The organism is Burkholderia mycopellens, from assembly GCF_964265025.1.
Taxonomy (GTDB): domain Bacteria; phylum Pseudomonadota; class Gammaproteobacteria; order Burkholderiales; family Burkholderiaceae; genus Burkholderia.
The window spans coordinates 3200798-3224197 of sequence record NZ_OZ183802.1 but is presented as its reverse complement, the minus strand read 5'-3'; the positions used below and the strand labels follow the sequence as shown (position 1 = coordinate 3224197).

Annotated in this window: 21 protein-coding genes; 8 read left to right on the top strand and 13 right to left on the bottom strand. The window is 69.2% G+C overall.

Translation table 11 applies throughout. The features are described from left to right. Positions 1–77: 77 nt before the first annotated feature. A complete protein-coding gene (gene dalD / locus ACPTTC_RS15010; protein WP_423392931.1) occupies positions 78–1472 on the bottom strand; it encodes a D-arabinitol 4-dehydrogenase in 1395 nt (464 codons plus the stop codon). A gap of 198 nt (positions 1473–1670) precedes the next feature. After that, complete coding sequence (locus tag ACPTTC_RS15005; RefSeq protein ID WP_423392930.1) at positions 1671–2582, bottom strand: LysR family transcriptional regulator; 912 nt, start codon at positions 2580–2582, stop codon at positions 1671–1673. A 97-nt stretch (positions 2583–2679) separates the two neighbouring features. Here ACPTTC_RS15005 and mdlC point away from each other — a divergent pair, with 97 nt between their 5' ends. From mdlC to ACPTTC_RS14985, 4 genes are all read left to right on the top strand, one after another. Beyond that, positions 2680–4287 (top strand): benzoylformate decarboxylase, encoded by a 1608-nt coding sequence (mdlC, locus tag ACPTTC_RS15000; RefSeq protein WP_423392929.1) that lies wholly within the window; start codon positions 2680–2682, stop codon positions 4285–4287. Between the two features lie 38 nt (positions 4288–4325). Then, entirely contained in the window at positions 4326–5777 is a 1452-nt protein-coding gene (locus ACPTTC_RS14995; protein WP_423392928.1) for an aldehyde dehydrogenase, read from the top strand. Between the two features lie 14 nt (positions 5778–5791). After that, the gene (locus tag ACPTTC_RS14990; RefSeq protein ID WP_423392927.1) at positions 5792–6736 is read left to right on the top strand and encodes a ketopantoate reductase family protein; all 945 of its coding nucleotides are present in this window, start codon (positions 5792–5794) and stop codon (positions 6734–6736) included. A 266-nt stretch (positions 6737–7002) separates the two neighbouring features. Beyond that, the gene (locus ACPTTC_RS14985) at positions 7003–8400 is read left to right on the top strand and encodes an MFS transporter (protein ID WP_423392926.1); all 1398 of its coding nucleotides are present in this window, start codon (positions 7003–7005) and stop codon (positions 8398–8400) included. A gap of 30 nt (positions 8401–8430) precedes the next feature. On the opposite strand, the gene kynA is transcribed toward ACPTTC_RS14985, so the two are convergent. From kynA to kynB, 3 genes are all read right to left on the bottom strand, one after another. Beyond that, positions 8431–9363: a tryptophan 2,3-dioxygenase gene (gene kynA / locus ACPTTC_RS14980; RefSeq protein ID WP_423393365.1), complete on the bottom strand. Its 933-nt coding sequence runs from the start codon at positions 9361–9363 to the stop codon at positions 8431–8433. 79 nt (positions 9364–9442) lie between these two features. Then, positions 9443–10696, bottom strand: coding sequence for a kynureninase (kynU, locus tag ACPTTC_RS14975; protein ID WP_423392925.1), 1254 nt, complete (start codon positions 10694–10696; stop codon positions 9443–9445). A 25-nt stretch (positions 10697–10721) separates the two neighbouring features. Next, entirely contained in the window at positions 10722–11363 is a 642-nt protein-coding gene (gene kynB, locus ACPTTC_RS14970; RefSeq protein ID WP_175970973.1) for an arylformamidase, read from the bottom strand. A gap of 130 nt (positions 11364–11493) precedes the next feature. Here kynB and ACPTTC_RS14965 point away from each other — a divergent pair, with 130 nt between their 5' ends. Continuing rightward, positions 11494–11994, top strand: coding sequence for an Lrp/AsnC family transcriptional regulator (locus ACPTTC_RS14965; protein ID WP_006477992.1), 501 nt, complete (start codon positions 11494–11496; stop codon positions 11992–11994). On the opposite strand, the gene ACPTTC_RS14960 is transcribed toward ACPTTC_RS14965, so the two are convergent. The 3 genes from ACPTTC_RS14960 to ACPTTC_RS14950 form a co-directional block, all read right to left on the bottom strand. Further along, on the bottom strand, positions 11981–12490 hold the full coding sequence (locus ACPTTC_RS14960; protein ID WP_423392924.1) for a flavin reductase family protein: 510 nt from the start codon (positions 12488–12490) through the stop codon (positions 11981–11983). The two genes, ACPTTC_RS14965 and ACPTTC_RS14960, sit on opposite strands and share 14 nt — an antisense overlap. A 310-nt stretch (positions 12491–12800) precedes the next feature. Then, positions 12801–13466: a hypothetical protein gene (locus ACPTTC_RS14955; RefSeq protein WP_423392923.1), complete on the bottom strand. Its 666-nt coding sequence runs from the start codon at positions 13464–13466 to the stop codon at positions 12801–12803. Beyond that, a complete protein-coding gene (locus ACPTTC_RS14950; protein ID WP_226200767.1) occupies positions 13463–14869 on the bottom strand; it encodes a selenium-binding family protein in 1407 nt (468 codons plus the stop codon). The genes ACPTTC_RS14955 and ACPTTC_RS14950 overlap by 4 nt, the downstream gene beginning before the upstream one ends. A 580-nt stretch (positions 14870–15449) precedes the next feature. Here ACPTTC_RS14950 and msrA point away from each other — a divergent pair. Next, complete coding sequence (msrA, locus tag ACPTTC_RS14945; RefSeq protein ID WP_175950911.1) at positions 15450–16010, top strand: peptide-methionine (S)-S-oxide reductase MsrA; 561 nt, start codon at positions 15450–15452, stop codon at positions 16008–16010. 33 nt (positions 16011–16043) lie between these two features. On the opposite strand, the gene ACPTTC_RS14940 is transcribed toward msrA, so the two are convergent. The 3 genes from ACPTTC_RS14940 to pdxH form a co-directional block, all read right to left on the bottom strand. Further along, on the bottom strand, positions 16044–17339 hold the full coding sequence (locus ACPTTC_RS14940) for a DUF72 domain-containing protein (RefSeq protein ID WP_423392922.1): 1296 nt from the start codon (positions 17337–17339) through the stop codon (positions 16044–16046). 23 nt (positions 17340–17362) lie between these two features. Beyond that, positions 17363–18583 (bottom strand): class I SAM-dependent methyltransferase, encoded by a 1221-nt coding sequence (locus ACPTTC_RS14935; protein WP_423392921.1) that lies wholly within the window; start codon positions 18581–18583, stop codon positions 17363–17365. A gap of 121 nt (positions 18584–18704) precedes the next feature. After that, on the bottom strand, positions 18705–19349 hold the full coding sequence (gene pdxH, locus ACPTTC_RS14930) for a pyridoxamine 5'-phosphate oxidase (RefSeq protein ID WP_175971176.1): 645 nt from the start codon (positions 19347–19349) through the stop codon (positions 18705–18707). A 128-nt stretch (positions 19350–19477) separates the two neighbouring features. Here pdxH and ACPTTC_RS14925 point away from each other — a divergent pair, with 128 nt between their 5' ends. Then, positions 19478–20335 carry a tRNA threonylcarbamoyladenosine dehydratase gene (locus ACPTTC_RS14925; protein WP_226201378.1) on the top strand — a complete coding sequence of 286 codons (858 nt, stop codon included), beginning with the start codon at positions 19478–19480 and terminating at the stop codon, positions 20333–20335. Between the two features lie 115 nt (positions 20336–20450). Here the strand turns inward: ACPTTC_RS14925 and trxA are convergent, their stop codons facing one another. Beyond that, a complete protein-coding gene (gene trxA, locus ACPTTC_RS14920) occupies positions 20451–21299 on the bottom strand; it encodes a thioredoxin (protein WP_423392920.1) in 849 nt (282 codons plus the stop codon). Between the two features lie 52 nt (positions 21300–21351). Further along, entirely contained in the window at positions 21352–22233 is an 882-nt protein-coding gene (locus tag ACPTTC_RS14915) for a pirin family protein (RefSeq protein ID WP_423392919.1), read from the bottom strand. Between the two features lie 260 nt (positions 22234–22493). Between ACPTTC_RS14915 and ACPTTC_RS14910 the strand changes: the two genes are divergently transcribed. Next, a complete protein-coding gene (locus tag ACPTTC_RS14910) occupies positions 22494–23372 on the top strand; it encodes an EamA family transporter (RefSeq protein ID WP_423393364.1) in 879 nt (292 codons plus the stop codon). Positions 23373–23400: the final 28 nt, after the last annotated feature.

Sequence of the window (23400 nt, the reverse complement as noted above, 5' to 3'; positions counted from 1 at the left end):
TCCGTTCCGTCAGTGGGGAGTCGCTACTTTAGCCGCGCGGCCGCACCCGTGCCAAGGCAGGTTCGCCCGGATGCGGGTCAGCGTGCCGCGAGCCATGCGTCGACCCGCGCGAGCCCGGCGCGCAGCGCCTCGAACAGCGCCGCGTTGCCGGCGAGCGAGCCCCACAGCGCGCGGCTCGCGCACAGCGCGACGACCGGGTCGTCGGCCGCGACGATCGCCCGCGCGGCGCCTTCGTCCATCACGCCGTCCTGGTATGCATACGGCAGCGTGCCGCGCGCCCAGCGTTCGAGAAAGCGCAGGAACAGCGCGGGCAGCACGGCGGTGGCGACCGGCGCCGCGCCGCGCGCGAACGATTCGACGAGCGTCGGCGCGATGAAGCCGGGGATCTTCGAGAAGCCGTCAGCCGCGACGCGCTGGTTCGTGTCGAGCACGTACGGGTTGCCGAAGCGCTCGAGCACGACGTCGCGGTAGCGCGCGAGATCGAGCGGGCTCGGCGTGAGGCACGGGATCACGTCCTGCGTCACGTAGTCGTGCGCGAAGCGGCGGATCGCCGCGTCGTGCGTGCCTTCGTGGATGTACGTGTGGCCTGCGAGCGTGCCGGCCCACGCGATGCAGCTGTGCGTCGCGTTGAGGATGCGGATCTTCGCTTCCTCGTACGGGTGCACGTCATCGACGAGTTCGGCGCCGGCCAGCTCCCAGCGCGGCCGGCCGGCCGCGAAACGGTCCTCGATCACCCACTGGATGAACGATTCGCCCATCACCGGGCAAGCGTCGTCGATGCCGGTGGCGGCCAGCACGCGTTCGCGCACGTCGGCGGTCGGGCGCGGCGTAATGCGGTCGACCATCGCGCTCGGCGTGGCGACGTTCGCATCGAACCACGCGAGCAGGTCGGCCTGCCCGCGCCGTTCGAGGAATTCGCGCATCCCCGCGCGAAAGCGCGCGCCGTTGTTGCGCAGGTTGTCGCAGCTCTGCAGCGTGAGCGGGCCCGCGCCGCGCTTCACGCGTTCGGCGAGCAGCGCCGCGAGCGCGCCGTACAGCGTCGTGCGCGCGCCTTGCAGGTCGGCCGCGAGATCGGCATTCGCGATGTCGAGCCGGTTGTGTTCGTCGAGGTAGTAGCCGCCTTCGGTGACGGTGAACGATACGATCCGGCAGGCCGGATCGGCGCCGGCGTCGATCAGCGCGGCGAGGTCGATCGACCACGGCAGCACGCGCGTGATTGCCCGAATCGTCTCGTACGCGCGTTCGCCTTGCGGCGTGACGGTTTCGAGCGTGTAGGCGCCGTGCTGCGCGGCGAGTGCGTCCATCGTCGCGTGCATGTCGTCGCGGATGTTGCCGACGGTCAGCGACCAGCGCTCGTCGGCCGGTACGGCCGCGTTCACGCGATGCAGATACCACGCCTGGTGCGCGCGGTGAAACGAGCCCACGCCGATGTGCAGCAGCACGGGCGTGCGGGCGGAGGGCGATGCGCTCATCCGGTGTCTCCTGTTCGTGCCTGACTGTCCGGTCGCATGCGACCGACGAATACGATCATTTGCTCTTTGTGTGAGCGAATGATCGTATTCGGGCGAGCGAAAGTCAAGGTGGGGAAACCGCATTTCGATGGTGCGCTGCGGTGGCGGCGCGGGCAGGGCGGGGAGCGCGCGAACGGGCGGCCGGTGCGCGAGGTGCCGTCAGCGTCCTTCGCGCGTCAGCGCGACGAGTTCGTCGAGCAGCTTGCCGGCCGGCCCCGGCAGGATGCCGTGGCGGCGCCGGAACGCGGTGAGCGTGCGTACCGCGACGACCTCGTGCACGGGCAGCGTGTCGATCGTGCCGGCGCGCTGCTCGGCGCCGTACATCGGCTCGGCCATCCAGCTGAGGAAGCCCGCATGCGCGACGAGGCTCTTCAATGTCGTGACCGAGCGCGTCTCGACCGCGATGTCGGGCAGCGCGAGCCCGTGCGCGTCGAAGGTTGCGCGCATGTGGTCGAACGGCGCGGTGCCGCGCGGCGGAATCGCCCAGCGCGCGTGCAGCGTATCGGCGAGCGTCGGCGCGCGGCCGAGCGCGCGCAGCGGATGGTGCGGCGCCGCAACGATATGGCTGCGATCTTCCCAGCGGCACTCGGGAATCGCGACGATCTCGTCGGTATCGGGCCCGTGCGCGGACAGCGCGAGATCGATCTCGTGCTTGTTCAGCCCTTCCGCGAGACGGTCCCACACGCCTTCGATGATCTCGACGCGCAGGTTCGGCCAGCGGTCGAGCACGCGGCCCACCGCGACCGGCAGCACGAGGCTCGCGATGCTGCCCACCGTGCCGACCTTGATCGTGCCCTTCGCGAACCCGCGCATCGCGTCGAGCTCTTCGCGCGCGTGCTCGGCCTCGTGCTGCAGCAGCGTCGCGTGCGGCAGCAGCGCCTCGCCGAACGCGGTGAGCTGCACGCCCTTCGAGTGACGCTCGAACAAGGGCGCACCGACCTGGCCCTCGAGCCGCTTCAGGATCCGGCTCAGCGCCGGCTGGGTCACGTGCAGCGCGTCGGCCGCGCGGCCGAGGCTGCCGCACGCGACGATCGTCGTGAAGGCGCGCAATTGCCGGAGATCGAAAGTCATGACGGAATGGTATGGCTTATCGCAAAAAATACAGTATCCGAGAATGGCTTGCGCTTCGATACTGTGGAAACCGCCAAGCCATCGAGGAGCGCCGAGCATGTCCGGCCATCTGCCCCCTTCCGCCGCATCGATCACCGTTCGCGATGCGGTGATCGACCTGCTTCGCCAGTTCGGCATCGACCGCGTGTTCGGCAATCCCGGCTCGACCGAGCTGCCGATGTTCCGCGACTTCCCGGACGATTTCCGCTACGTGCTCGGTTTGCATGAGGCCGTCGTGGTCGGGATGGCTGACGGCCATGCGCAGGCCAGCGGCAACGCGGCGGTCGTCAACCTGCATTCGGCGGCGGGCGTCGGCAACGCGATGGGCAACCTCTTCACCGCATTCAAGAACCGCACGCCGCTGATCGTCACCGCGGGCCAGCAGGCGCGCGCGATCCTGCCGTTCGACCCGTTCCTCGGCGCGACGCAGGCCGCCGAGCTGCCGAAGCCGTACGTGAAGTGGAGCATCGAGCCCGCGCGCGCGCAGGACGTGCCGGCCGCGATCGCGCGTGCATACCGCATCGCGATGCAGGAACCGCGCGGCCCGGTGTTCGTGTCGATTCCGGTCGACGACTGGGACCAGCCGGCCGAACTGCTGCCGCGCCGCGACGTCAGCAGTGTCGTGCGGCCCGATCCCGATGCGCTTGCGCGGCTCGGCCACGCGCTCGACGCCGCGCGGCGTCCCGCGTTCGTGGTCGGTGCGGCCGTCGATCGGGCCGGTGCGTGGGATGAAGCCGTGCGGCTCGCCGAGCGGCACCGTGCGCGCGTGTACGTCGCGCCGATGTCGGGGCGCTGCAGTTTCCCCGAGGACCATCCGCTGTTCGCCGGCTTCCTGCCCGCGATCCGCGAGAAGATCGTCGCCCGGCTCGACGGGCACGACCTCGTGTTCGCGTTCGGCGCGCCCGCGTTCACCTATCACATCGAGGGCTTCGGCCCGCACGTGCCGCCGGGCGCGACGCTCGTGCAGCTGGTCGACGATCCGGGCGTCGCCGCGTGGACGCCGTCGGGCGATGCGGTCGTCGGCAACCTGCGGCTCGCGGCGCGCGACCTGCTCGCGCGCCCGGCGCCGCCCGAGCGGCCGATGCCCGCACCGCGGCCGCCGCGTGCGCGTGTCGAACCGCCGGCCGCCGGCGAGCGCATGCCGGTCGCGTTCGCACTGCAGACGCTCGCCGACGTGCGCGACGCGCACGACATCGTCGTCGAGGAAGCGCCGAGCGCACGGCCCGTGATGCAGGAACACCTGCCGTTCACGCGCAGCGGCACGTTCTACACGATGGACAGCGGCGGCCTCGGCTACGGGATGCCGGCCGCCGTCGGCGTCGCGCTCGCGCAGCCGGGCCGGCGCGTGATCGGGCTGATCGGCGACGGGTCGAGCCTGTATTCGATCCAGGCCTTGTGGAGCGCCGCGCAGCTGAAGCTGCCGATTACGTTCGTGATCCTGAACAACCGGCGCTACGCGGCGCTGCAGGATTTCGCGCCGGTGTTCGGCTTCGGCCCCGATGACCCCGTGCAGGGCACCGATCTGCCGAACCTGGATTTCGTCGCGCTCGCGCAAGGGATGGGCTGCCGCGGGGTGCGCGTGAGCGCTGCCGCGCACCTGCGCGACACGCTGGCCGATGCGCTGCGTGCGGCGACGCCGGTCGTCGTCGAAGTCGAGATTGCCTGAATCATGTGATGCGCAACGCGCGTCCCTCCGGAGACTCCATGCAAACCGTATCGATGCTGATCGGCGGCGAACGCCGTCACTCGTCCGGCGGCGCGACCTTCGTGCGCCGCAACCCGCTTGATGGCGCAGTCGCGTCCGAAGCGCCCGCCTGCACCGTCGACGATGCGCGTGCGGCGGCCGACGCGGCCGCCCGCGCGTTTCCCGACTGGGCCGCGCTCGGCCCCGGTGCGCGCCGTGCGCTGCTGCTGAAGGCGGCCGCCGCGCTCGAAGCGAAGCACGAGCAGTTCGTCGCCGCGATGGCGGCCGAGACGGGCGCCTCCGCGCTGTGGGCCGGCTTCAACGTGCATCTTGCCGCGAGTGGGCTCGTCGAGGCCGCGTCGCTGACCACGCAGGTCGGCGGCGAGCTGATTCCGTCCGACGTGCCGGGCTCGCTCGCGATGGGCGTGCGGCAGCCGGCAGGCGTCGTGCTCGGCATCGCGCCGTGGAACGCGCCGGTGATCCTCGCGACGCGCGCGCTCGCGCTGCCGCTCGCATGCGGCAACACGGTCGTCCTGAAGGGTTCGGAGCTGTGCCCCGTCACGCACGGGCTGATCGTCGAGGCGCTGCAGGAGGCCGGGCTGCCGCCGGGCGTCGTCAATTTCGTGACGAACGCGCCCGAGGATGCGGGCGCCATCGTCGATGCGTTGATCGCGCATCCGGCCGTGCGCCGCGTGAATTTCACGGGCTCGACGCGTGTCGGCAGGATCATCGCCGAAGCCTGCGCACGTCATCTGAAACCGGCGGTGCTGGAACTCGGCGGCAAGGCGCCGTTCATCGTGCTCGACGATGCCGATCTCGATGCGGCGGTCGCGGCGGCCGCGTTCGGCGCGTTCGCGAATTCCGGGCAGATCTGCATGTCGACCGAACGCATCGTCGTCGACGCATCGATCGCCGATGCGTTCGTCGCGAAGCTCGCCGACAAGGCCGCGTCGCTGCCGCTCGGCGATCCGCGCAAGGGCCCCGTCGTGCTCGGTTCGCTGATCGACATGAAGGCCGTCGAGCGGTGCAATGCGCTGATCGACGATGCGCTCGCGCACGGCGCGACGCTCGTGTGCGGCGGCAAGGCCGACAGCACGCTGTACCCGGCCACGCTGCTCGACCATGTGACGCCGGCGATGCGCGTCTATGCGGAAGAATCGTTCGGCCCGGTGAAGGGCATCGTGCGCGTCGATGGCGAGGAGGCCGCGATCCGTTGCGCGAACGACAACGCGTTCGGGCTGTCGTCGGCCGTCTTCAGCCGCGACGTCGCGCGTGCGCTGCGCGTCGCGGGGCGCATCGAGTCGGGCATCTGCCACGTGAACGGTCCGACCGTGCACGACGAGGCGCAGATGCCGTTCGGCGGCGTGAAGGACAGCGGCTTCGGCCACTTCGGCGGCAAGGCTGGCATCGCGGCGTTCACGGACCTGCGCTGGATCACCGTGCAGACCGCACCGCGCCACTATCCGTTCTGACGAGGCCGCCGACCATGAGGATTGCGATTCTGGGCGCCGGCGCGATGGGCTCGCTGTTCGGCGGGCTGCTGGCCGAAAGCGGTGAGGCCGTCACGCTGATCGACGTGAACGACGCGCACCTCGATGCGATTCGCCGCGACGGGCTGCGCATCGACGACGATCGTGGTGAACGACGCGTTCGCACGTTGCAGGCCGTGCGGCCGGAAACCGCGCAAGCGGATGCGGCCGCATCGCCCGATACGCCATTCGACCTGCTGATCGTTTTCACGAAGTCGCTGCATACGCGCACCGCGCTCGACGGCGTGCGGGCGCTGCTGACGCCGCACACGCACGTGCTCACGTTGCAGAACGGGCTCGGCAACGTGGAGACGCTGAATGCGTTCATGCCGCTCGAACGCATCCTGGTTGGCGTGACGACGTGGCCCGCCGACGCCGTGGGGCCTGCGCACGTGCGCTCGCACGGTGCGGGCACGATCCGCATGATGACGGCCGACGGCGCGGCGCGCCCGTTCGCGACGGCCGTGGCCGATACGCTGTCGCGCGCGGGGCTCGCGTGCACGCTGGATGCCGACGTGTGGGCCGCGATCTGGGAGAAGGTCGCGTTCAACGCGGCGCTCAACACGCTGTGCGCGGTGACGGGCTGCATGGTCGACCAGCTCGGCAATCATCACGACGGGCCGCGGCTCGCGCTCGCGATTGCGGCCGAGGTGGCCGCCGTCGCCCGCGCGAAGGGCATCGCGGTCGACGGCGAACGCATCGCGCGCAATGTCGAGCATGCGATCCGCGCGCATCGCGGTCATCGCCCGTCGATGCTGCAGGACGTGCTCGCGGGCCGCCGCACGGAAATCGACGCGATCAGCGGCAAGGTCGTCGCGGCCGCGCGCGAAGCGGGCGTGGCGGTGCCGCATGCGGAAACGCTGCTCACGCTGGTCCGGCTGATCGACGCGCGGATGAACTGAGCATCGGGCCGGCGGCGCTGCTTGCGCCGCACGACGATACGAGCGCGTCGCGCGCAGGCGACGGCACCGGATCGGGACGGGTTGGACGAGACACCGGGGCCGGCGCCGCTGCGTCGACACCGGCCGCCTGCGCAGCACGGGATCCGGGCACGCGCCGTCGCGCCAGCCCGGGCCACAGGAGACGCCATGAAAGCCATCGAATGCCGTTGTCTTGCCGCGCGCCGTTCGCGCACGTTGCCGCCTCGGCGCGGCGAACGGGAGGCCGCATGAGCACGCGCGACGGAGTTCAGTCGCCGTCCGTCGACATCGGCGCGACGCTCGACGACGGGCCGTTTACGGCGATGCAGCGTGGCGTGGTGCTGCTCGCCGCGCTCGCGATCGTGCTCGACGGCTTCGACGGCCAGCTGATCGGCTTCGCGATTCCGGTGCTGATCCGCGAATGGGGCATCACGCGTGGCGCGTTCGCGCCTGCCGTTGCGGCGGGGCTGATCGGGATGGGCATCGGCAGCGCGTGCGCGGGGATCGTTGCGGACCGCTTCGGCCGCCGCCAGGCCGTGATCGGCAGCGTGTTCCTGTTCGGCATCGCGACCTGCTCGATCGGCTTCGCACCGGACGTCACGGCGATCGCGGTGCTGCGCTTCGTCGCGGGGCTCGGGATCGGCGGTGCATTGCCGACGGCCACGACGATGACGGCCGAATACACGCCCGCGCGGCGTCGCACGATGATGGTGACCGCGACGATCGTCTGCGTGCCGCTCGGCGGGATGCTGGCCGGCCTGTTCGCGCACGAGGTGCTGCCGCGCTACGGCTGGCGCGGGTTGTTCTTCGCGGGCGGCGCATTGCCGCTCGTGCTCGGTTTCGTGCTCGTGCGTGCGTTGCCCGAATCGCCGCGCTATCTCGCGCGGCGCCCCGCGCGCTGGCCGGAGCTCGGCGCGCTGCTTGCGCGGATGGAGCGGCCGGTCGCACCGGGCACCGTCTTTACCGATATGAGGGACGCGCGCGCGGCAGGCGGGCGCGGCGGCTTCGGTGCGCTGTTCGCGAGCGGTCAGGCGCGCGACACGATCGCGCTGTGGTGCGCCTTCTTCATGTGCCTGCTCGCCGTGTATGCGGCGTTCAGCTGGCTGCCGACGATGCTGGCGGCGAGCGGGCTGAGCGTGTCGGTCGCCGGTACGGGCCTCACCGCGTACAACCTCGGCGGCGTGATCGGCGCGCTGTTGTGCGCGTGGACGATCGCGCATGCCGGGTCGCGCTGGCCGCTCGTGCTGTGCAGTATCGGCGGCGCGGCGAGTGCGGTGTGGCTGATGGGTGTCGATGCCGGCCGCCACACGGGCTGGCTGATCGTCGGGCTCGGCCTGCACGGCTTGTTCGTCAATGCGGTGCAGTCGACGATGTATGCGCTCTGTGCGTACATCTATCCGACAGCCGTGCGCGCGACGGGGACGGCCAGCGCGCTCGCGTTCGGCCGGCTCGGCGCGATCCTCAGCGCGTTCGCGGGCGCGCTCGTGATCACCACGGGCGGCGCCGCGGCCTATCTGACGATGCTGGCGATCGCGATGGGGATTGTTTGTGTCGCGCTGCTCGTCGTGCGACGGCACATCCCGCGACTGTCGCGCGCGGCCGTGCAGCCGCGCGAAGGGGAGGAACTGGCCCGCACCTCGTCGTGACGGCGGGCCGGCCGGGGCGCGCGTCGTGCGTTACAGCGTGGTGCGCACGTGCCAGAGCTCCGGGAACAGCACGACGTCGAGCATCTTGCGCAGGTACGGCGCGCCGCTGGTGCCGCCCGTGCCCTGCTTGAAGCCGATGATGCGCTCGACGGTCGTCACGTGACGGAAGCGCCACTGGCGGAATGCATCCTCGAGATCGACGAGTTCTTCGGCCATCTCGTAGAGTTCCCAGTGCTGCTGCGGGTGACGGTACACCTCGAGCCACGCGGCCTCGACCGTCTCGTCATGCCGGGTCGGCTGGGTCCAGTCGCGTTCGAGCCGCTCCGCCGCGATCGGGAAGCCGCGCCGTGCGAGCAGGCGCACGACTTCGTCGTAGAACGACGGCGCCTCGAGCGTTGCACGCACCTGTTCGAGGAGGTCGGGCCGGTGCGCATGCGGTTGCAGCATCTGCACGTTCTTGTTGCCGAGCAGGAATTCGAGCTGCCGGTACTGGTACGACTGGAAGCCCGACGACTGCCCGAGATAGGGCCGCATCGCCGAATATTCGGACGGCGTCATCGTCGACAGCACGTTCCACGCCTGCACGAGCTGCTCGAGAATCCGCGACACGCGCGCGAGCATCTTGAACGCGGGCGGCAGCGCGTCGGTGCGTACCGCGTCGAGGGCGCCGCGCAGCTCGAACAGCGCAAGCTTCATCCACAGCTCGCTCGTCTGATGCTGGATGATGAACAGCATCTCGTTGTGATCGGGCGACAGCGGGTGCTGCGCGTCGAGGATCGAATTCAGCGACAGGTAGTCGCCGTAGCTCATCGACTTCGAGAAATCGAGCTGCGCGTTGTGCCAGCCGGCGTCGCTCGGCACGTGCGACGCTTCGTGCGCGGCCTGGGCCGCGGGTGCCGGATGCGCGGCGCGTGCGCCCGAGAACGGGCAGCCCGCCGGCGCGTCGTCGCCGGGTGGCTGCATATGACCAGAATTCACGACTCTCTCCAGATTTGAATGACGGGGGCGCGGCGCGCGTCATGCGTGCGCCGCGCGAAGCGGGTCAGGTCACCGCGCCGCGTTCGGCGAACTCGGGCGCCTTCCACGCGCCGGTGGCGAGGATGTCGCGCAGCGTCTCGACGGCATCCCACACGTCGGCGAAGCGCGTATAGAGCGGCGTGAAGCCGAAGCGCAGCACGTACGGCTCGCGGTAGTCGCCGATCACGCCGCGCGCGATCAGCGCCTGCATCACCTCGTAGCCGTGCGGATGCTCGAAGCTCGCCTGCGAGCCGCGCTGGTGATGTGCGCGCGGCGTGACGAGCTTCAGCGACAGGCCCGCGCAGCGCGCTTCGACGAGCGCGATGAACGCATCGGTCAGCGCGAGCGACTTGCGGCGGATCGCGTGCATGTCGGTCTGCAGGAACACGTCGAGCCCGCATTCGACCATCGACATCGACACGATCGGCTGCGTGCCGCACAGGAAGCGCGCGATGCCCGGATCGGGCGCGAAGCCCGGCTGCATCGCGAACGGCGCACGGTGACCCCACCAGCCGGACAGCGGCTGCGAGAAGTGCGCGTGATGGCGCTGCGGCACCCACACGAAGGCGGGCGAACCGGGGCCGCCGTTCAGGTACTTGTACGTGCAGCCGACCGCGCCGTCCGCGCGTGCGCCGTTCAGGTCGACCGGCACCGCGCCGGCCGAGTGCGCGAGATCCCACAGCATGAGCCCACCCGCGTCGTGCACGAGCTGCGTGACCGCCGGCATGTCGTGCATGTAGCCGGTGCGGTAGTTCACGTGCGTGATCATCGCGACGGCCGTGTCCGCGCCGAGCGCGCCGGGCAGGTCGGCCGGATCGTCGATCAGGCGCAGTTCGTAGTTGCCGCCGAGCTGTTCGATCAGCCCCTGCGCGATATACAGGTCGGTCGGGAAATTCGCGCGTTCCGACACGATCACGCGGCGCTCGGGCGCGCGCTCGGCCTGGTGGCGCACCATCGCCGACAGCAGCTTGAACAGGTTGATCGAGATCGTATCGGTCACGACCGTTTCGCCGGGCGCGCCGCCGATCAGCGTGGCGAGCTTGTCGCCAAGACGGCGCGGCAGCGCGAACCAGCCGGCCGTGTTCCAGCTGCGGATCAGGCCTTCGCCCCATTCGGCGCCGATTACCTGCTGCGCGCGGGCGGCCGATGCGCGCGGTTGCGCGCCGAGCGAGTTGCCGTCGAGATAGATCACGCCGTCGGGCAGGGAGAACTGGTCGCGCAGCGGGGCGAGCGGGTCGTCGCGGTCGAGCGCGAGCGCGTCTTCACGGGTCTTGATCATGATGTGGGTTCGTCAGTCGGGGTAATCAGGCGGCACGCGCGGGCAGCGCGCGCAGCACCGCGCGCACGGGGCTCGCGTCGAGCGTCGCGAATTTCAGCGGCAGTGCGATCAGTTCGTAGTCGCCGGGCGGCACGTCGTCGAGCACGATGCCTTCGAGAATCGCCATCCGGTGCGCGCGCACGCGGTGATGCGCATCCATCGTCTTCGATTCCTGCGGGTCGAGCGACGGCGTGTCGATGCCGATCAGTTTCACGCCGTGCGCGGCGAGCAGGTCGATCGTTTCAGGCGCGACCGCGCAGAAGCCGGGGTCCCATTGCGTGAGCGGCGCTTGCGCACAGGTGCGCAGCAGCACGCGCGGCGGCACGCCGTCGAGCGCGGCCGCAACGTCGGCCGGCTGTACGACGGGCGATGCGCCGATGCAATGGATCACGCGGCACGGGCCGAGATAAGTATCGAGCGGCACGGCGCCGATCGGCGCGCCGTCGGCGTCGTAGTGCAGCGGCGCGTCGCAGTGCGCGCCCGTGTGCGGCGACAGCGTCAGGCGTGCGACGTTGACCGGCGAGCCGGCCTCCATCCGCCACACGCGTTCGACGGAAACCGGCGTATCGCCCGGCCACACGGGGGTGGCGGGGCTGACAGGCGGCGAGATGTCCCAGAGAGTGTCCATGGCATGACGAATCGGTGAATCGATGCTTCGAATGATAGGTGGACGCTCGCAGAAAGTGCTTGCGAAATAAACATGGACAATCCGCCGGATTGGCAGATAATTCGACTCAGAGGGAAAACGGGGACCAAAAATGCACGCGATCACGCTCGATGCCACCGACTGCCGGATTCTGGCGGTACTGCAGGAAGAGGGCAGAATCAGCAATCTCGATTTGGCGGAACGGATTTCGCTTTCGCCATCCGCTTGTCTGCGCCGCATGCGCCTGCTCGAGGAGCAGGGCGTGATCGAGCACTATCGGGCATGCCTGAGCCGCGAAAAGCTCGGCTTCGAGCTCGAGGCGTTCGTTCAGGTGTCGATGCGCAACGAAGAAAATCAATGGCACGAGCGCTTCGCGGAAGCGCTGCGCGAATGGCCGGAGGTCGTCGGCGCGTTCGTCGTGACGGGCGAGAGCCACTATCTGCTGCGCGTGCTCGCGCACAACCTCAAGCACTATTCGGATTTCGTGCTGAACCGGCTCTACAAGGCGCCGGGCGTAATGGACATCCGTTCGAACATCGTGCTGCAGACGCTGAAGGATGAAGCCGGCGCGCCGGTCGGGCTGGCGCGCACCGGAGCGATCAAAGCGGTGTAAGGCCGTGGAAGCCGCCGCCGTGGAACACGAGCGGCGGTGCCGTGTCCGATACCGCGCGCACGCCGCAGCGCTCCACTTCGCCGACGAAGATCACGTGGTCGCCTTCATCGTAGCGGCTGCGATTGTGGCACTCGAACCAGGCGAGTGCGCCGTCGAGCACGGGCATCCCCGAGTTGCCGGCCGCATGCGCGATGCCTTCGAAGCGGTCGCCCCTGTAGGTCGAGAAGCGCTTGCACAGGTCGAGCTGCGATGCTGCGAGCACGTTCACCACGTAATGGCTGTTGCCGCGGAACACCGGCGTCGACGCCGATTTGTGCGCGAGGCTCCACAGCACGAGCGGCGGATCGAGCGAGACCGAGTTGAACGAGCTGGCGGTGATGCCGATCAGTTGCCCCGACGGCGCGCGCGTCGTGATCACCGTCACGCCCGTCGCGAACTGGCCGAGTGCCTGGCGGAAGGCGGCGGCGTCGAAATCCGGCGGGTTGGCGTGGCTCATCGGGCGGCCATCCGGAACGAAACGGGCGGGCGCGGCGCGACGCGGGTGGGGCGGGCACGGCGGACGAAAGGCGACAAGGCGGTCGGTTGGGAAGGGGTGCGCATGGCCCGATTTTAGCGGAATCGGGGCCGCCGGGCCCAGCCGGACGGCGCATCGCGGGGATAGCGTGACGTAGCGAACACTGCGGTGCGATGCCGGGTTCCCGATGGCGCGTGGTCGGCAAGGCCGCTCTGTCGCGTTCTTGCGCGGTGCGGTCGGCCCGTCCGCCTGCCGATCCGCCGCTCCGCCACGCGTGCCATCGACGCCCGCGCTAGCGCGCCGCCGCCAGTCCGAGCGACAACGCCCCCGTCACGATCAGGCTCGACGCCCACACCGCATCGAGATTGAACCAGCTCCGCGACACGAACTTCAGCCCGAGATAGCGGTACACGAGCCAGGCGAGCCCGCCGCCGGCGCCGATCATCGCGATGGCATGCACGGCCGCGACGACGAGCGCCATCCCGAGATGCGCATCGACGAGCGTGGCCGCCGCCCGGTGGCCGGCGTCCTGGTCGAGCCCGCACAGCCCCAGGTAGATCGGCACCAGCATCAGCCCCGCGCCATGCGCGATCGCGACCGCGAACGACCACAGGCCGAGCCGCGCGGGCGGAATCCGCGCGAGCGCCCGCGGATGCCGGCGCCGGATCAGCAGCACGGCGCCGAAGCCGATCACGAGCGCGCTCGCGCCGATCCGGATCGCCGTTTGCCACGCGAGCAGCGCGGCGAGCAGCCCGAACGGCAGCATCACCGCGAAGACCGCGAGCGCATGGCCGAGCGCGAGATAGCCGAGCGCCGCGACGAGCGCGCCGCCGCGGCGCGTCATCAGTGCATTCGACACCGCAAGCGGCCAGCCCATCGCGGGGTTGAGTCCGTGATAGATGCCGCTCGCGAGCACGGCCGCCCACAGTGCGAACTGGGCGTGAAGGCCGGCGTTCAACGCTTGACCGACGGATAGCAGAACGAGTCGGTCGAGCAGTCGCCGCCTTCGAGCCGGATCTGGTGCGCGCGATAGCCGTCGGGGAACTCGACCCAGTAATCGTCGGCGAGCGTCAGCCCGCCTTCCGGTCCCACATGTGCGAGCACCTGCGCGCCCGGCACGCCGTCCGGATAGAACTGGTCGTCCCACGTCGAATACAGCGAGTTGGTCCAGTACACGCGCTTCCCGTCGCGGCTGATCTCGACCATCTGCGGGCCGCCCGCGAACCTGCGGCCGTTTGAGTGCGGCGCACGGCGCGCGATGCCGCCGATCCGTACCGACCCCGCGAGCACCGGGTGGTGCGGGTCCGACACGTCGTACTGGCGCATCTCGCCGGTGCCCCAGCACGACACGTAGAGGAAGCGGTCGTCGAGCGACAGGTCGATGTCGGTCACGAGCGGCGGCACCGCGCCGAAGGATTTCAGCAGCGGCGGCAATTCATCGGCCGCGGCCGGCTCGGCCGGGATCGTCGCCGTCTTCTTCACATGGAACTTGCCGCCTTCGCGCCACCAGGTCCAGATCGAGCCTTCGAGATTGGTCGTGTCGACCACGACGCCGACGAAGCCGTATTCGCGCGCCGGGTCGTGCGCGGGCCGCACCTCGAGCGCCATCTGGTGCTGCGCGCCGAGATCGATCGTCTGCACGTTGCGCCGCGCGCGCAGGTCCCAGAAATGCAGCCGGTGCCCGTATTTGTTCGCGAGCAGGTCCTCGGGCACGATCCCGTTCTCGAATTGCGGCGGCAGCGCCCATTCGCTCGACACCATGTAGTCGCGCGGCAGGTTCCACCAGAAGTCGTAGTGCTTGTCCTGCGGGCCGCGATCGATCTCCCAGCGGCCGAGCACGTCGAAGGTTTCGCAATCCATGATGAAGATGCCGGGTGCGCCGTCGGTGCCGTCCTTGCCCGCGCCGCCGAGCGTGCTCACGTAGATGCCCTCCGGCCCGCAGTGAACCGTGTGCGGCCGCGAATAGCCGGTCTTCGAGAAGATTTCGTCGGGCTCGATGATCTTGTGGATGCGCGCCTGCGTCGGGTGCGGCTTCGTATCGATCACGTAGATGCGCGACGAGCGCAGGCCGGGGATGATCAGGAAGCGGCGCTCGAGGAACGCATGGCCGGTCAACGGCGACAGCGACGACGAGCACGCATTCCAGCCGAAGTGGTGAAACTCGTCGCCGGTGTTCGGCATCGTCACCGTGTGCACGATCTTTCCGTAGGTCGACGAGCCAGGCTTCACGTCGATCACGGCGAGCGCGTCGGGTCTGGAAAAATCGGGGCTCAGCAACAACGTATAGGCGAACGCTTCCGGCGGTGCCTGCATCGCAAGTTCCGGCGAAGCGTGAAACGTCGGGTCAGGCCGCATGCTCATGGTGATGCCCTCTCGATGGTGTCGGATCGTGGTCGCACGGCCGTTCGTTGCGGGCGTGCGGGTCGGGGTTGCCGCGCGGCGCATGACACGCCGGCGGGAGCGATCGGCAGGCGGAGGCACGCGTCGGTGCGCATGCGACGCCGTGCATCAGATCGTGAAAGCGGATAAAGGCTGTGCGCCGGATCGCCGCCCGCGAGGCGGGACGGATGCACGCCAACGGGGTGGCGTGGTCGAAGCGGTGGCCTGCGACGCGGCAACGGCCATGCGAGTGACGCGAGTGATGTCTGTTAAGGCATGCATATCGATGTTCCGGCAGATGATGTTTGCATCAGGGTCGGGCGTGCATCGGGTGCTTTACGCGAGACAGCGGGTTGGCCGCCGCGCTCGCGCGTGCCTAAGTGTAGACGAGAAAACGGGCGTCCGGCCGCGCGCGACACCTGTGCATTCTGTCAGGTTCGCGCGCGAGTGAGATACTTGGCGAAGTGCCGCTGCGGCCCGTATGCGAGTGGGCAGCGGCGAGACGGAACGGTGGCGCCGGCGCATGCGTGCCGGCTGCCGACATCAACGAGGGACTGATTTCATGGTGAACGAGATGCTTGAAACCGCGACATTGGGAGGCGGGTGTTTCTGGTGCACGGAGGCGGTGTTTCTCGACGTCGATGGCGTGACGGCCGTCCAGTCGGGTTACGCCGGCGGTCATACGCGCAATCCCGGCTATCGCGACATCTGCGAGGGCGATACGGGCCACGCGGAAGTCGTCAACGTGACGTTCGATCCGGCGCGCATCGGCTATCGCGAGATCCTCGAGATCTTCTTCGCGACGCACGATCCGACCCAGTTGAACCGGCAGGGCAACGACGTCGGCACGCAATACCGTTCGGTCGTGTTCACCCATTCGGACGCGCAGCGCGAGACGGCCCTCGACGTCATCCGCGAACTGGAGCGCGAGCAGGTATTCGGGCAGCCGATCGTCACGCAGGTCGTGCCGCTCGACGGCAACTACTGGCCGGCCGAGGACTATCACCAGAACTATTACGCGCGTAACCCGGGGCAGGGTTACTGCTCGGTCGTGATCGGGCCGAAGCTCGCGAAATTTCGGCAGAAGTTCTCGCACCGGCTGAAGTCGCTGCGCGGCGCGTAAGCGCGGCCGGCGCAAGCCGGTATCACGCCGGTATCAAGCCGCCTCGTTGCGCCACTGCGCGCATGCGGCGGCGATCTCGCGCGCAAGCGCGATGCACGACAGCGGCGCGGAGCCTTCCGCCTTGTTGTTGATCGTGATGATCACGGGTTGCCCGGCCAGCGCATAGCGCGCGGCCAGTTCGGCGAGCGCCGAGCGCGTGGCCGGATCCTCGTCGACGAGCTTGTCGAACGGCTCGTACTTCGCTTTCGCCTGTTCGTACTTGAATCCGCCGTGCAGGCTCCAGCGCACGATCAGCGGGCCCGGCGCGTCGCCGTCGAGCAGTGCGAGCGCGGCGGCCTGACGCAGCGGGTCGGGCATCCGGGCGTGCAGGCCGACGCAGTAGCGCACGCCGAGTGCTGCGAGTGCGCGGATGAAGCGCGGCGTGAGCAGGCTCGCGTCGCGAATCTCGATCGCATAGCGGGTGCCGTCGGCTTCGGGCGGCAGCGGCGGCAGCGCCGCGAAGAATGCGGCCAGCCGGTCGATCAGTGCGGCCGGCTGGGCGAGCAGCGGGTCGGGCAGCGGCGAGAACTGGAACACGAGCACGCCGGCTTTCCGGCCGAGCCCTTCGACGCACGGCTGCACGAATTCGCGGGTGGCGAGATCCGCGTCGAGGAAGGTCGGGTTCGGCCCCGACGGCTCGCCGCGCCGGCCGCGGATGACCGCGTCGGTCACGGAGGCCGGCGCCTTCACGACGAAGCGGAAATCGTCGGGCACCTGCTGCGCATAGCGCAGGTAGTCGGCCACCGACAGCGGGCCGTAGAACGACCGGTCGAGGCTCACGCTTTTCAGCAGCGGATGCGCGCCGTACGCTTCAAGCCCTTCGCGCGACAGCCTGGTTTGCGCGAAATCCCCGTCGTAGACGATGCCGTCCCAGCCAGGGAAATACCACGACGACGTGCCGAGCCGGACGTTCGGCGGCAGGCCGGCCGCTGCGGCGGCCACATCCGGCGCGATCGGCGCGGGCAGCACGCCGCGCCGGCGCCGGCCTTTCTTCGGTGGCGCAGCGGGCGGCGACGGCTCGTCCCACAGCAGGCCGGAAGCGGCAGGCAGCGTTTCGTCTGAAGGAATGGGGCGGGTGCGGGAGCGTGGAGCCGGGTGTGCGCCGTCAGACGCGCCCGGGTTCACGTGTTCGCTGGTGTCGGCACGCGGGCCATCGTCGTCGGGCGACGCGCGTGCAGCATCGGCCGGCACGCCGAACAGGTCGAATTGCCCGTCGGCGTGTGTCGCGTCGTCGTCGTCGTGCTGCTGTCGTTGCGGCGGCGCCTTGCGCCGCGTCCTGCCGTCACCCATGCATGCCCAGCGTGAAGCGCTGCCTAGCGCGGCAGCGTGTGTTCGTACATATAGCGCCGCGACCACGGCAGCGTTTTTGCGCTCTGCCCGGCCTTGCGGCACACGATCTGGAAGATCGACACGTCGTCGTGCTCGAACGCATACGCGCAGCCGGCGAGATACACGCGCCAGATGCGGAATTTTTCGTCGTCGACGAGTTGTCGCGCGGCTTCTGCCTTCGCCTCGAAGTTTTCCGTCCAGATGTCGAGCGTGCGCGCATAGTGCCGCCGCAGGCTTTCGACGTCAATCGCTTCGAGCCCGCCGCGCTGCGCGGCTTCCAGCGCAAGGCTGATGTGCGGCAGCTCGCCGTCCGGGAACACGTAGCGGTCGATGAACTCGCCGCCGCCGAGCGCCGTCTCGCCGCTTTCCGCGTCGGTCGACGTGATCCCGTGGTTCATTGCGATGCCGTCGTCGGCGAGCAGGTCATGGACCCGCGAGAAATAGAGCGGCAGGTTCTTGCGCCCGACGTGCTCGAACATCCCGACGCTCGTGATGCGGTCGAACTGGCCGTCGATCTCGCGGTAGTCCTGCAGCCGGATCTCGATCCTGTCCTCCAGCCCGGCAGCCTTCACGCGCGCGGTCGCGAGGTCGAACTGGTTCTGCGACAGCGTGACGCCGAGGCACTGCGCGCCGAACTTCTGCGCGGCGCGCAGCACGAGCGCACCCCAGCCGCAGCCGATGTCGAGCAGGCGCTGGCCGGGCTGGAGCCGGATCTTCGTCAGGATGTGGTCGATCTTCTTGATCTGCGCGGTGGCGAGATCCTCGTCGCCGTTCTCGAAGTACGCGCACGAGTACACCATGTTCTCGTCGAGCCACAGCTGGTAGAACTCGTTCGAGACGTCGTAGTGATACTGGATCGCCTTCCTGTCGGTGTTCTTCGTGTGGCTGAAGTAGCGCTTCACGCGCGCCAGCTTGCTCGCGCTCGTCACGGTGCTGCGCGCGAGCGAGTAGCCGATGTTGATGATGTCCGACACCTTGCCCTCGATGTCGATCTTGCCTTTCACGTACGCCTCGCCGAGGTTGTCGAGGCTCGGTTCGAGCAGGAGCGGCAACGCCGACGCGCTGTTCACCTTCAACGTGACCTGCGGTGCGCTGAAGGTGCCGAAATCGAGTTGATCGCCGTTCCACAGCACGAGGCGCGCCGGTATGTTCGCTTTCGCCCGTACCTCGTCCGCCCACTGTGCCAGCTTCTTTTCCCAGAACATTTGGATTCTCCGTTTGTTCGTTGAATCGAATACAGCCAAGTATCTTGACCGGCGCCCGCCGCTTGCGAGGCGGGCGCCCGGATGCAACACGAGACACGACCGGCGTGCGCCGGCGCCGCGCTTACGGCGACAGGCGCGAGATCGACCAGCCCGGCGACGTGTCGGCGTCGCGCGTATAGAGCAGGCGGTCGTGCAGCCGCGACGGGCGGCCCTGCCAGAACTCGATCGAGTCGGGCACGAGGCGGTAGCCGCCCCAGTGCGGCGGCCGTGGCGGGTTCTCGCCGAAGCGTTCGCTGGCGGCCTTTTCCTGCGCTTCGAGCGTGGCGCGGCTGTCGATCACCGCGCTCTGTTCGGATGCCCAGGCGCCGATGCGCGAGCCCAGCGGGCGCGACGCGAAATAGCGGTCGCTTTCCTCGGCGCTGGTTTTCTCGACCCGGCCTTCGATGCGCACCTGACGCTCGAGCTCGATCCAGTAGAACAGCAGCGCGGCCTGCGGATGCGCGGCAAGATCGCGCCCCTTGCGGCTTTCGTAATTGGTAAAGAAGACGAACCCGCGTTCGTCGACGCCCTTGATGAGCACGATGCGTGCCGACGGCCGGCCATCGTCGCCGACGGTCGCGAGCGTCATCGTGTTCGGCTCGGGCAGCTTGGCGGCGAGCGCCTCCTTGAACCAGCGGTCGAACTGGGCGAAGGGGTCGTGGGCGACATCGGCTTCGTCGAGCGAAGCACGTGAGTAATTGATGCGGAGATCGGCGAGAGTCGTCATGTTATGCAAACGCTTCAATCTGGAACCATTGTAGCCAACGCGCGAGAAACGTGCGTGCACAGTGGCGCGTGCGAGCAGGGAGTTCAGGCAGAATAGAGGGCCGCACGACTTACGTTTTCCTTGCTGCCATGTCCGCCGCCGACGCTGCCCCGCCCAGTTCCTTTGATCTTACCCCGACCCCGGAAATCCAGCTTGACGTGGATCGCGCGCGGCGCTTCGGCGGCGTTGCGCGGTTGTACGGGGCGCCGGCCGCGGCCGCGTTCGAGCGCGCGCACGTCGCGGTGATCGGGATCGGCGGCGTCGGGTCGTGGGTGGCCGAGGCGCTCGCGCGCAACGCGGTCGGCACGCTGACGCTGATCGATCTCGACAACGTCGCCGAAAGCAATACGAACCGGCAGATCCACGCGCTCGACGGCAATTACGGCAAGCCGAAGGTCGACGCGATGGCCGAGCGGATCGCGCTGATCGATCCCGCGTGCCGCGTGAACCGGATCGAGGATTTCGTCGAGCCCGACAACTTCGATGCGCTGCTCGGCGGCGGTTTCGACTACGTGATCGACGCGATCGACAGCGTGCGCACGAAGGTCGCGCTGATCGCCTGGTGCGTCGCGAAGCGCCAGCCGCTCGTCGTGGTCGGCGGCGCGGGCGGCCAGCTCGACCCGACGCGCATCCGGATCGACGATCTCGCGCTGACGATCCAGGATCCGCTGCTGTCGAAGGTGCGCGCGCAGTTGCGCAAGCAGCACGGCTTTCCGCGCGGGCCGAAGGCGCGTTTCAAGGTCAGCGCCGTGTATTCGGACGAGCCGCTGATCTATCCGGAAGCGGCCGCCTGCGACCTCGAGGATGGCGCCGAGCCGTCCGCGGCCGCGCACGTCGCGGGGCTCAACTGTGCGGGATTCGGTTCGAGCGTATGCGTGACCGCGAGCTTCGGCTTCGCGGCCGCCGCGCATGCGCTGCGCGCGATCGCGGCGCAGGCCGCCGGCTGAGCCGCCGTGAATCGCGGTCGTTGACGCATGCTGCGGCGCGTGACGCGCGCCGTCGCATGCCATGCGGGGCGATTCCGCAGCCGGGCCGTTGCGGCCCGGCCGGTCACGCATCCGTTCAGTTGAGCGCCATGCTCAGCCTGCGCCGCCACCCGGCGACGAGGTCCGGGCGATCGCCGGCCAGCTCGAACACCGAGATCATCGTGCGGCGGCCGAGATCGTCGCCGTACGTGCGGTCGCGCGTCACGATTTCCAGCAACTGCTCCAGCGCGCCTTCATACGCGCGCCGTGCGATCAGGCTCTGCGCGAGATCGAAACGCGCGTCGAGATCGGCCGGGTTCGCCGCGATGCGCGCTTCGAGCGCATCGGTCGGCGGCAGGTCGGCCGTGGCGTCGAGTGCGTCGAAACGGGTCTTGATCGCCTGGTAGCGCGGGTCGCCGTTCTGCACGGTCTGCGGCGACAGGCGCTCGGTCTCGGCGCGCGCGGCGTCGACCTGGTTGCTCGCGAGCAGCAGTTCGATCAAGTCGAGGCGCGCGTCGTCGAAGCCGGGGTTCAGCGCGAGCGCCGCCTCGAGGTGCGCGAGCGCGTCGTCGTGGCGCGCCTCGGCCATCGCGTCCTGCGCGGCACGCCGTTCGGCTTCCTCGGGCGCCGGCAGCAGCCGGTCGAGGAATGCGCGCAGCTGGCCTTCGGGCAGCACGCCGACGAACTGGTCGACGGGGCGCCCGTCGGCGAACGCGATCACGTGCGGGTTGCTGCGCGTCTGGAAGTGCGCGGCGAGTTCCTGGTTCTCGTCGACGTTGACCTTCACGAGCTTCCAGCGGCCTTCGTAGTCGCCTTCGAGCTTTTCCAGCAGCGGGCCGAGCGTCTTGCAGGGGCCGCACCAGGGCGCCCAGAAGTCGACCAGCACGGGGGCGTCCAGCGACGCCTCGATGACGTCTTTCTCGAATGTGGCAAGCGTGGTGTCCATGTCGTTCTCTTCCGTTCGAATGTCGTCAGGATGGGGGCGGCGCGCCCCTTTTTCAACGCGGTTTCGACTCGGGCAGCGGAATCCATTCGGTCTCGCCCGGCACCTTGCCCATTTCCTGGCGCGTCCAGGCCGCTTTCGCGCGCTCGATCGCCTCGCGGCTGCTGGCGACGAAGTTCCATTCGATGAAGCGCTCGCCGTCGATCCTGTCGCCGCCGAGCAGCATCGCACGCGCGCCGCTGCCGCTCGTCAGCGTGACCGCGGCGCCGGGCGCGAGCACGGCCATCTGTTCGGCCGGCACCGGCGTGCCGTCGATCGCGAGTTCGCCGTCGACCACGTAGACCGCGCGCTCCTCGTGCGACGCGTCGAGTTCGAGACGGCCGCCGGCCGCGAATTCGGCCGCGACGTACAGCGTGCGCGAGAACGTCGTGACCGGCGAGCGCAGTCCGAACGCGTCGCCGGCGATCACCGTCAGCGACACGCCGTCCTCGATGCGCTTCGGCAGCGTGTCGGCCGCATGATGCTCGAACGACGGCTCGGTCGTCTCGTGCGCGCGCGGCAGCGCGACCCAGGTCTGGATCCCGTGGACGGTGTGGCCGTTTTCGCGCTGCGCGTCGGGCGTGCGTTCCGAATGGACGATCCCGCGGCCGGCCGTCATCCAGTTCACGTCGCCCGGCACGATCTCCTGCAGCGAGCCGAGGCTGTCGCGGTGCAGGATCGCGCCGTCGAACAGATAGGTGACGGTGGCGAGGCCGATATGCGGATGCGGGCGCACGTCGATCCCCGTGCCGGGCGGCAGCGTGGCGGGCCCCATGTGATCGAAGAAGATGAACGGGCCGACGAGGCGGGCGGCGAGTGCGGGCAGCGTGCGGCGCACCTGCAGGTTGCCGATGTCGCGCACGTGCGGCTTCAGCAGGGCTTTGATCGGAGCGGTCATGGCGGATCCTGTGGCGGCGGCGGGGGATGTCGGTCATTGTACTGGCCGTCCGCCGATTCCATGCGCGTCGCGCGGGTATCGGACCGGTGGCTGAAACCCGGTAGACTGGCCTGCTTCTCGGCAAAACGCCGGGCCGCCCCGGTTTTTCGCCCCGGAGGGAGTCCCGCTCGGCGCCGGCCGCCTCGGGGCGCGCGGCGCAAAGCGACAGGGCCTGGGAGAACTTTGCACGACCATTCGACAAAATCGAGGAGACGCCGATGATGGCCCCGAAGGACTTGCTGCTTGCGCTGGTCGTGATTCTGGCGTGGGGCGTGAACTTCGTCGTGATCAAGGTTGGCCTGCACGGGATGCCGCCGATGCTGCTCGGCGCGCTGCGCTTCACGCTCGCGGCCGTGCCCGCGGTGTTCTTCGTGCGGCGGCCGCAGATTCCGTGGCGCCTGCTGGTGCTGTACGGCGCGACGATCCAGCTCGGCCAGTTCGTGTTCCTGTTCACCGGCATGTACGTCGGCATGCCGGCCGGCCTCGCGTCGCTCGTGCTGCAGTCGCAGGCGTTCTTCACGCTCGTGTTCGCGATGCTGTTCCTCGGCGAGCGGCTGCGCATGCAGAACCTGCTTGGCCTCGCGATCGCCGCGGGCGGGCTCGTCGTGATCGCGGCGCAGGGCGGCCGCGCGATGACGCTTGCGGGCTTCCTGCTGACGATCTGCTCGGCGGCGATGTGGGCGTTCGGCAATATCGTCACGAAGAAGGTCGGCCGTGCGAACCTCGTGTCGCTCGTCGTGTGGGCCAGCCTCGTGCCGCCCGTGCCGTTCTTCCTGTTGTCGCTGTGGTTCGAAGGGCCGCAGCGGATCGCGACCGCACTCGCCGGGCTCAACGGCGCGTCGATCTTCGCGGTTGTCTATCTCGCGTTCGTCGCGACGCTGCTCGGCTACGGGCTGTGGAGCCGCCTGCTGTCGCGCTATCCGGCCGCGCAGGTCGCGCAGTTCTCGCTGCTGGTGCCGATCGTCGGCCTTGCGTCGTCGTCGCTGCTGCTCGACGAGCATCTGACGCGCACGCAACTGATCGGCGCGGCGCTCGTGATGGGCGGGCTCGCGGTGAACGTGTTCGGCGGGAAACTGATGCGCCGCTTCGCGGCATCGTGACGCGCCGGCACGCACTGCGTGCCGGCGG

Coding starts and splice junctions, on each gene's coding strand:
- dalD (WP_423392931.1), bottom strand. CDS start 1,472: ATGAGCGCATCGCCCTCCGCCCGCACGCCCGTGCTGCTGCACATCGGC.
- ACPTTC_RS15005 (WP_423392930.1), bottom strand. CDS start 2,582: ATGACTTTCGATCTCCGGCAATTGCGCGCCTTCACGACGATCGTCGCG.
- mdlC (WP_423392929.1), top strand. CDS start 2,680: ATGTCCGGCCATCTGCCCCCTTCCGCCGCATCGATCACCGTTCGCGAT.
- ACPTTC_RS14995 (WP_423392928.1), top strand. CDS start 4,326: ATGCAAACCGTATCGATGCTGATCGGCGGCGAACGCCGTCACTCGTCC.
- ACPTTC_RS14990 (WP_423392927.1), top strand. CDS start 5,792: ATGAGGATTGCGATTCTGGGCGCCGGCGCGATGGGCTCGCTGTTCGGC.
- ACPTTC_RS14985 (WP_423392926.1), top strand. CDS start 7,003: ATGAGCACGCGCGACGGAGTTCAGTCGCCGTCCGTCGACATCGGCGCG.
- kynA (WP_423393365.1), bottom strand. CDS start 9,363: ATGCAGCCACCCGGCGACGACGCGCCGGCGGGCTGCCCGTTCTCGGGC.
- kynU (WP_423392925.1), bottom strand. CDS start 10,696: ATGATCAAGACCCGTGAAGACGCGCTCGCGCTCGACCGCGACGACCCG.
- kynB (WP_175970973.1), bottom strand. CDS start 11,363: ATGGACACTCTCTGGGACATCTCGCCGCCTGTCAGCCCCGCCACCCCC.
- ACPTTC_RS14965 (WP_006477992.1), top strand. CDS start 11,494: ATGCACGCGATCACGCTCGATGCCACCGACTGCCGGATTCTGGCGGTA.
- ACPTTC_RS14960 (WP_423392924.1), bottom strand. CDS start 12,490: ATGAGCCACGCCAACCCGCCGGATTTCGACGCCGCCGCCTTCCGCCAG.
- ACPTTC_RS14950 (WP_226200767.1), bottom strand. CDS start 14,869: ATGAGCATGCGGCCTGACCCGACGTTTCACGCTTCGCCGGAACTTGCG.
- msrA (WP_175950911.1), top strand. CDS start 15,450: ATGGTGAACGAGATGCTTGAAACCGCGACATTGGGAGGCGGGTGTTTC.
- ACPTTC_RS14940 (WP_423392922.1), bottom strand. CDS start 17,339: ATGGGTGACGGCAGGACGCGGCGCAAGGCGCCGCCGCAACGACAGCAG.
- ACPTTC_RS14935 (WP_423392921.1), bottom strand. CDS start 18,583: ATGTTCTGGGAAAAGAAGCTGGCACAGTGGGCGGACGAGGTACGGGCG.
- pdxH (WP_175971176.1), bottom strand. CDS start 19,349: ATGACGACTCTCGCCGATCTCCGCATCAATTACTCACGTGCTTCGCTC.
- ACPTTC_RS14925 (WP_226201378.1), top strand. CDS start 19,478: ATGTCCGCCGCCGACGCTGCCCCGCCCAGTTCCTTTGATCTTACCCCG.
- trxA (WP_423392920.1), bottom strand. CDS start 21,299: ATGGACACCACGCTTGCCACATTCGAGAAAGACGTCATCGAGGCGTCG.
- ACPTTC_RS14915 (WP_423392919.1), bottom strand. CDS start 22,233: ATGACCGCTCCGATCAAAGCCCTGCTGAAGCCGCACGTGCGCGACATC.
- ACPTTC_RS14910 (WP_423393364.1), top strand. CDS start 22,494: ATGGCCCCGAAGGACTTGCTGCTTGCGCTGGTCGTGATTCTGGCGTGG.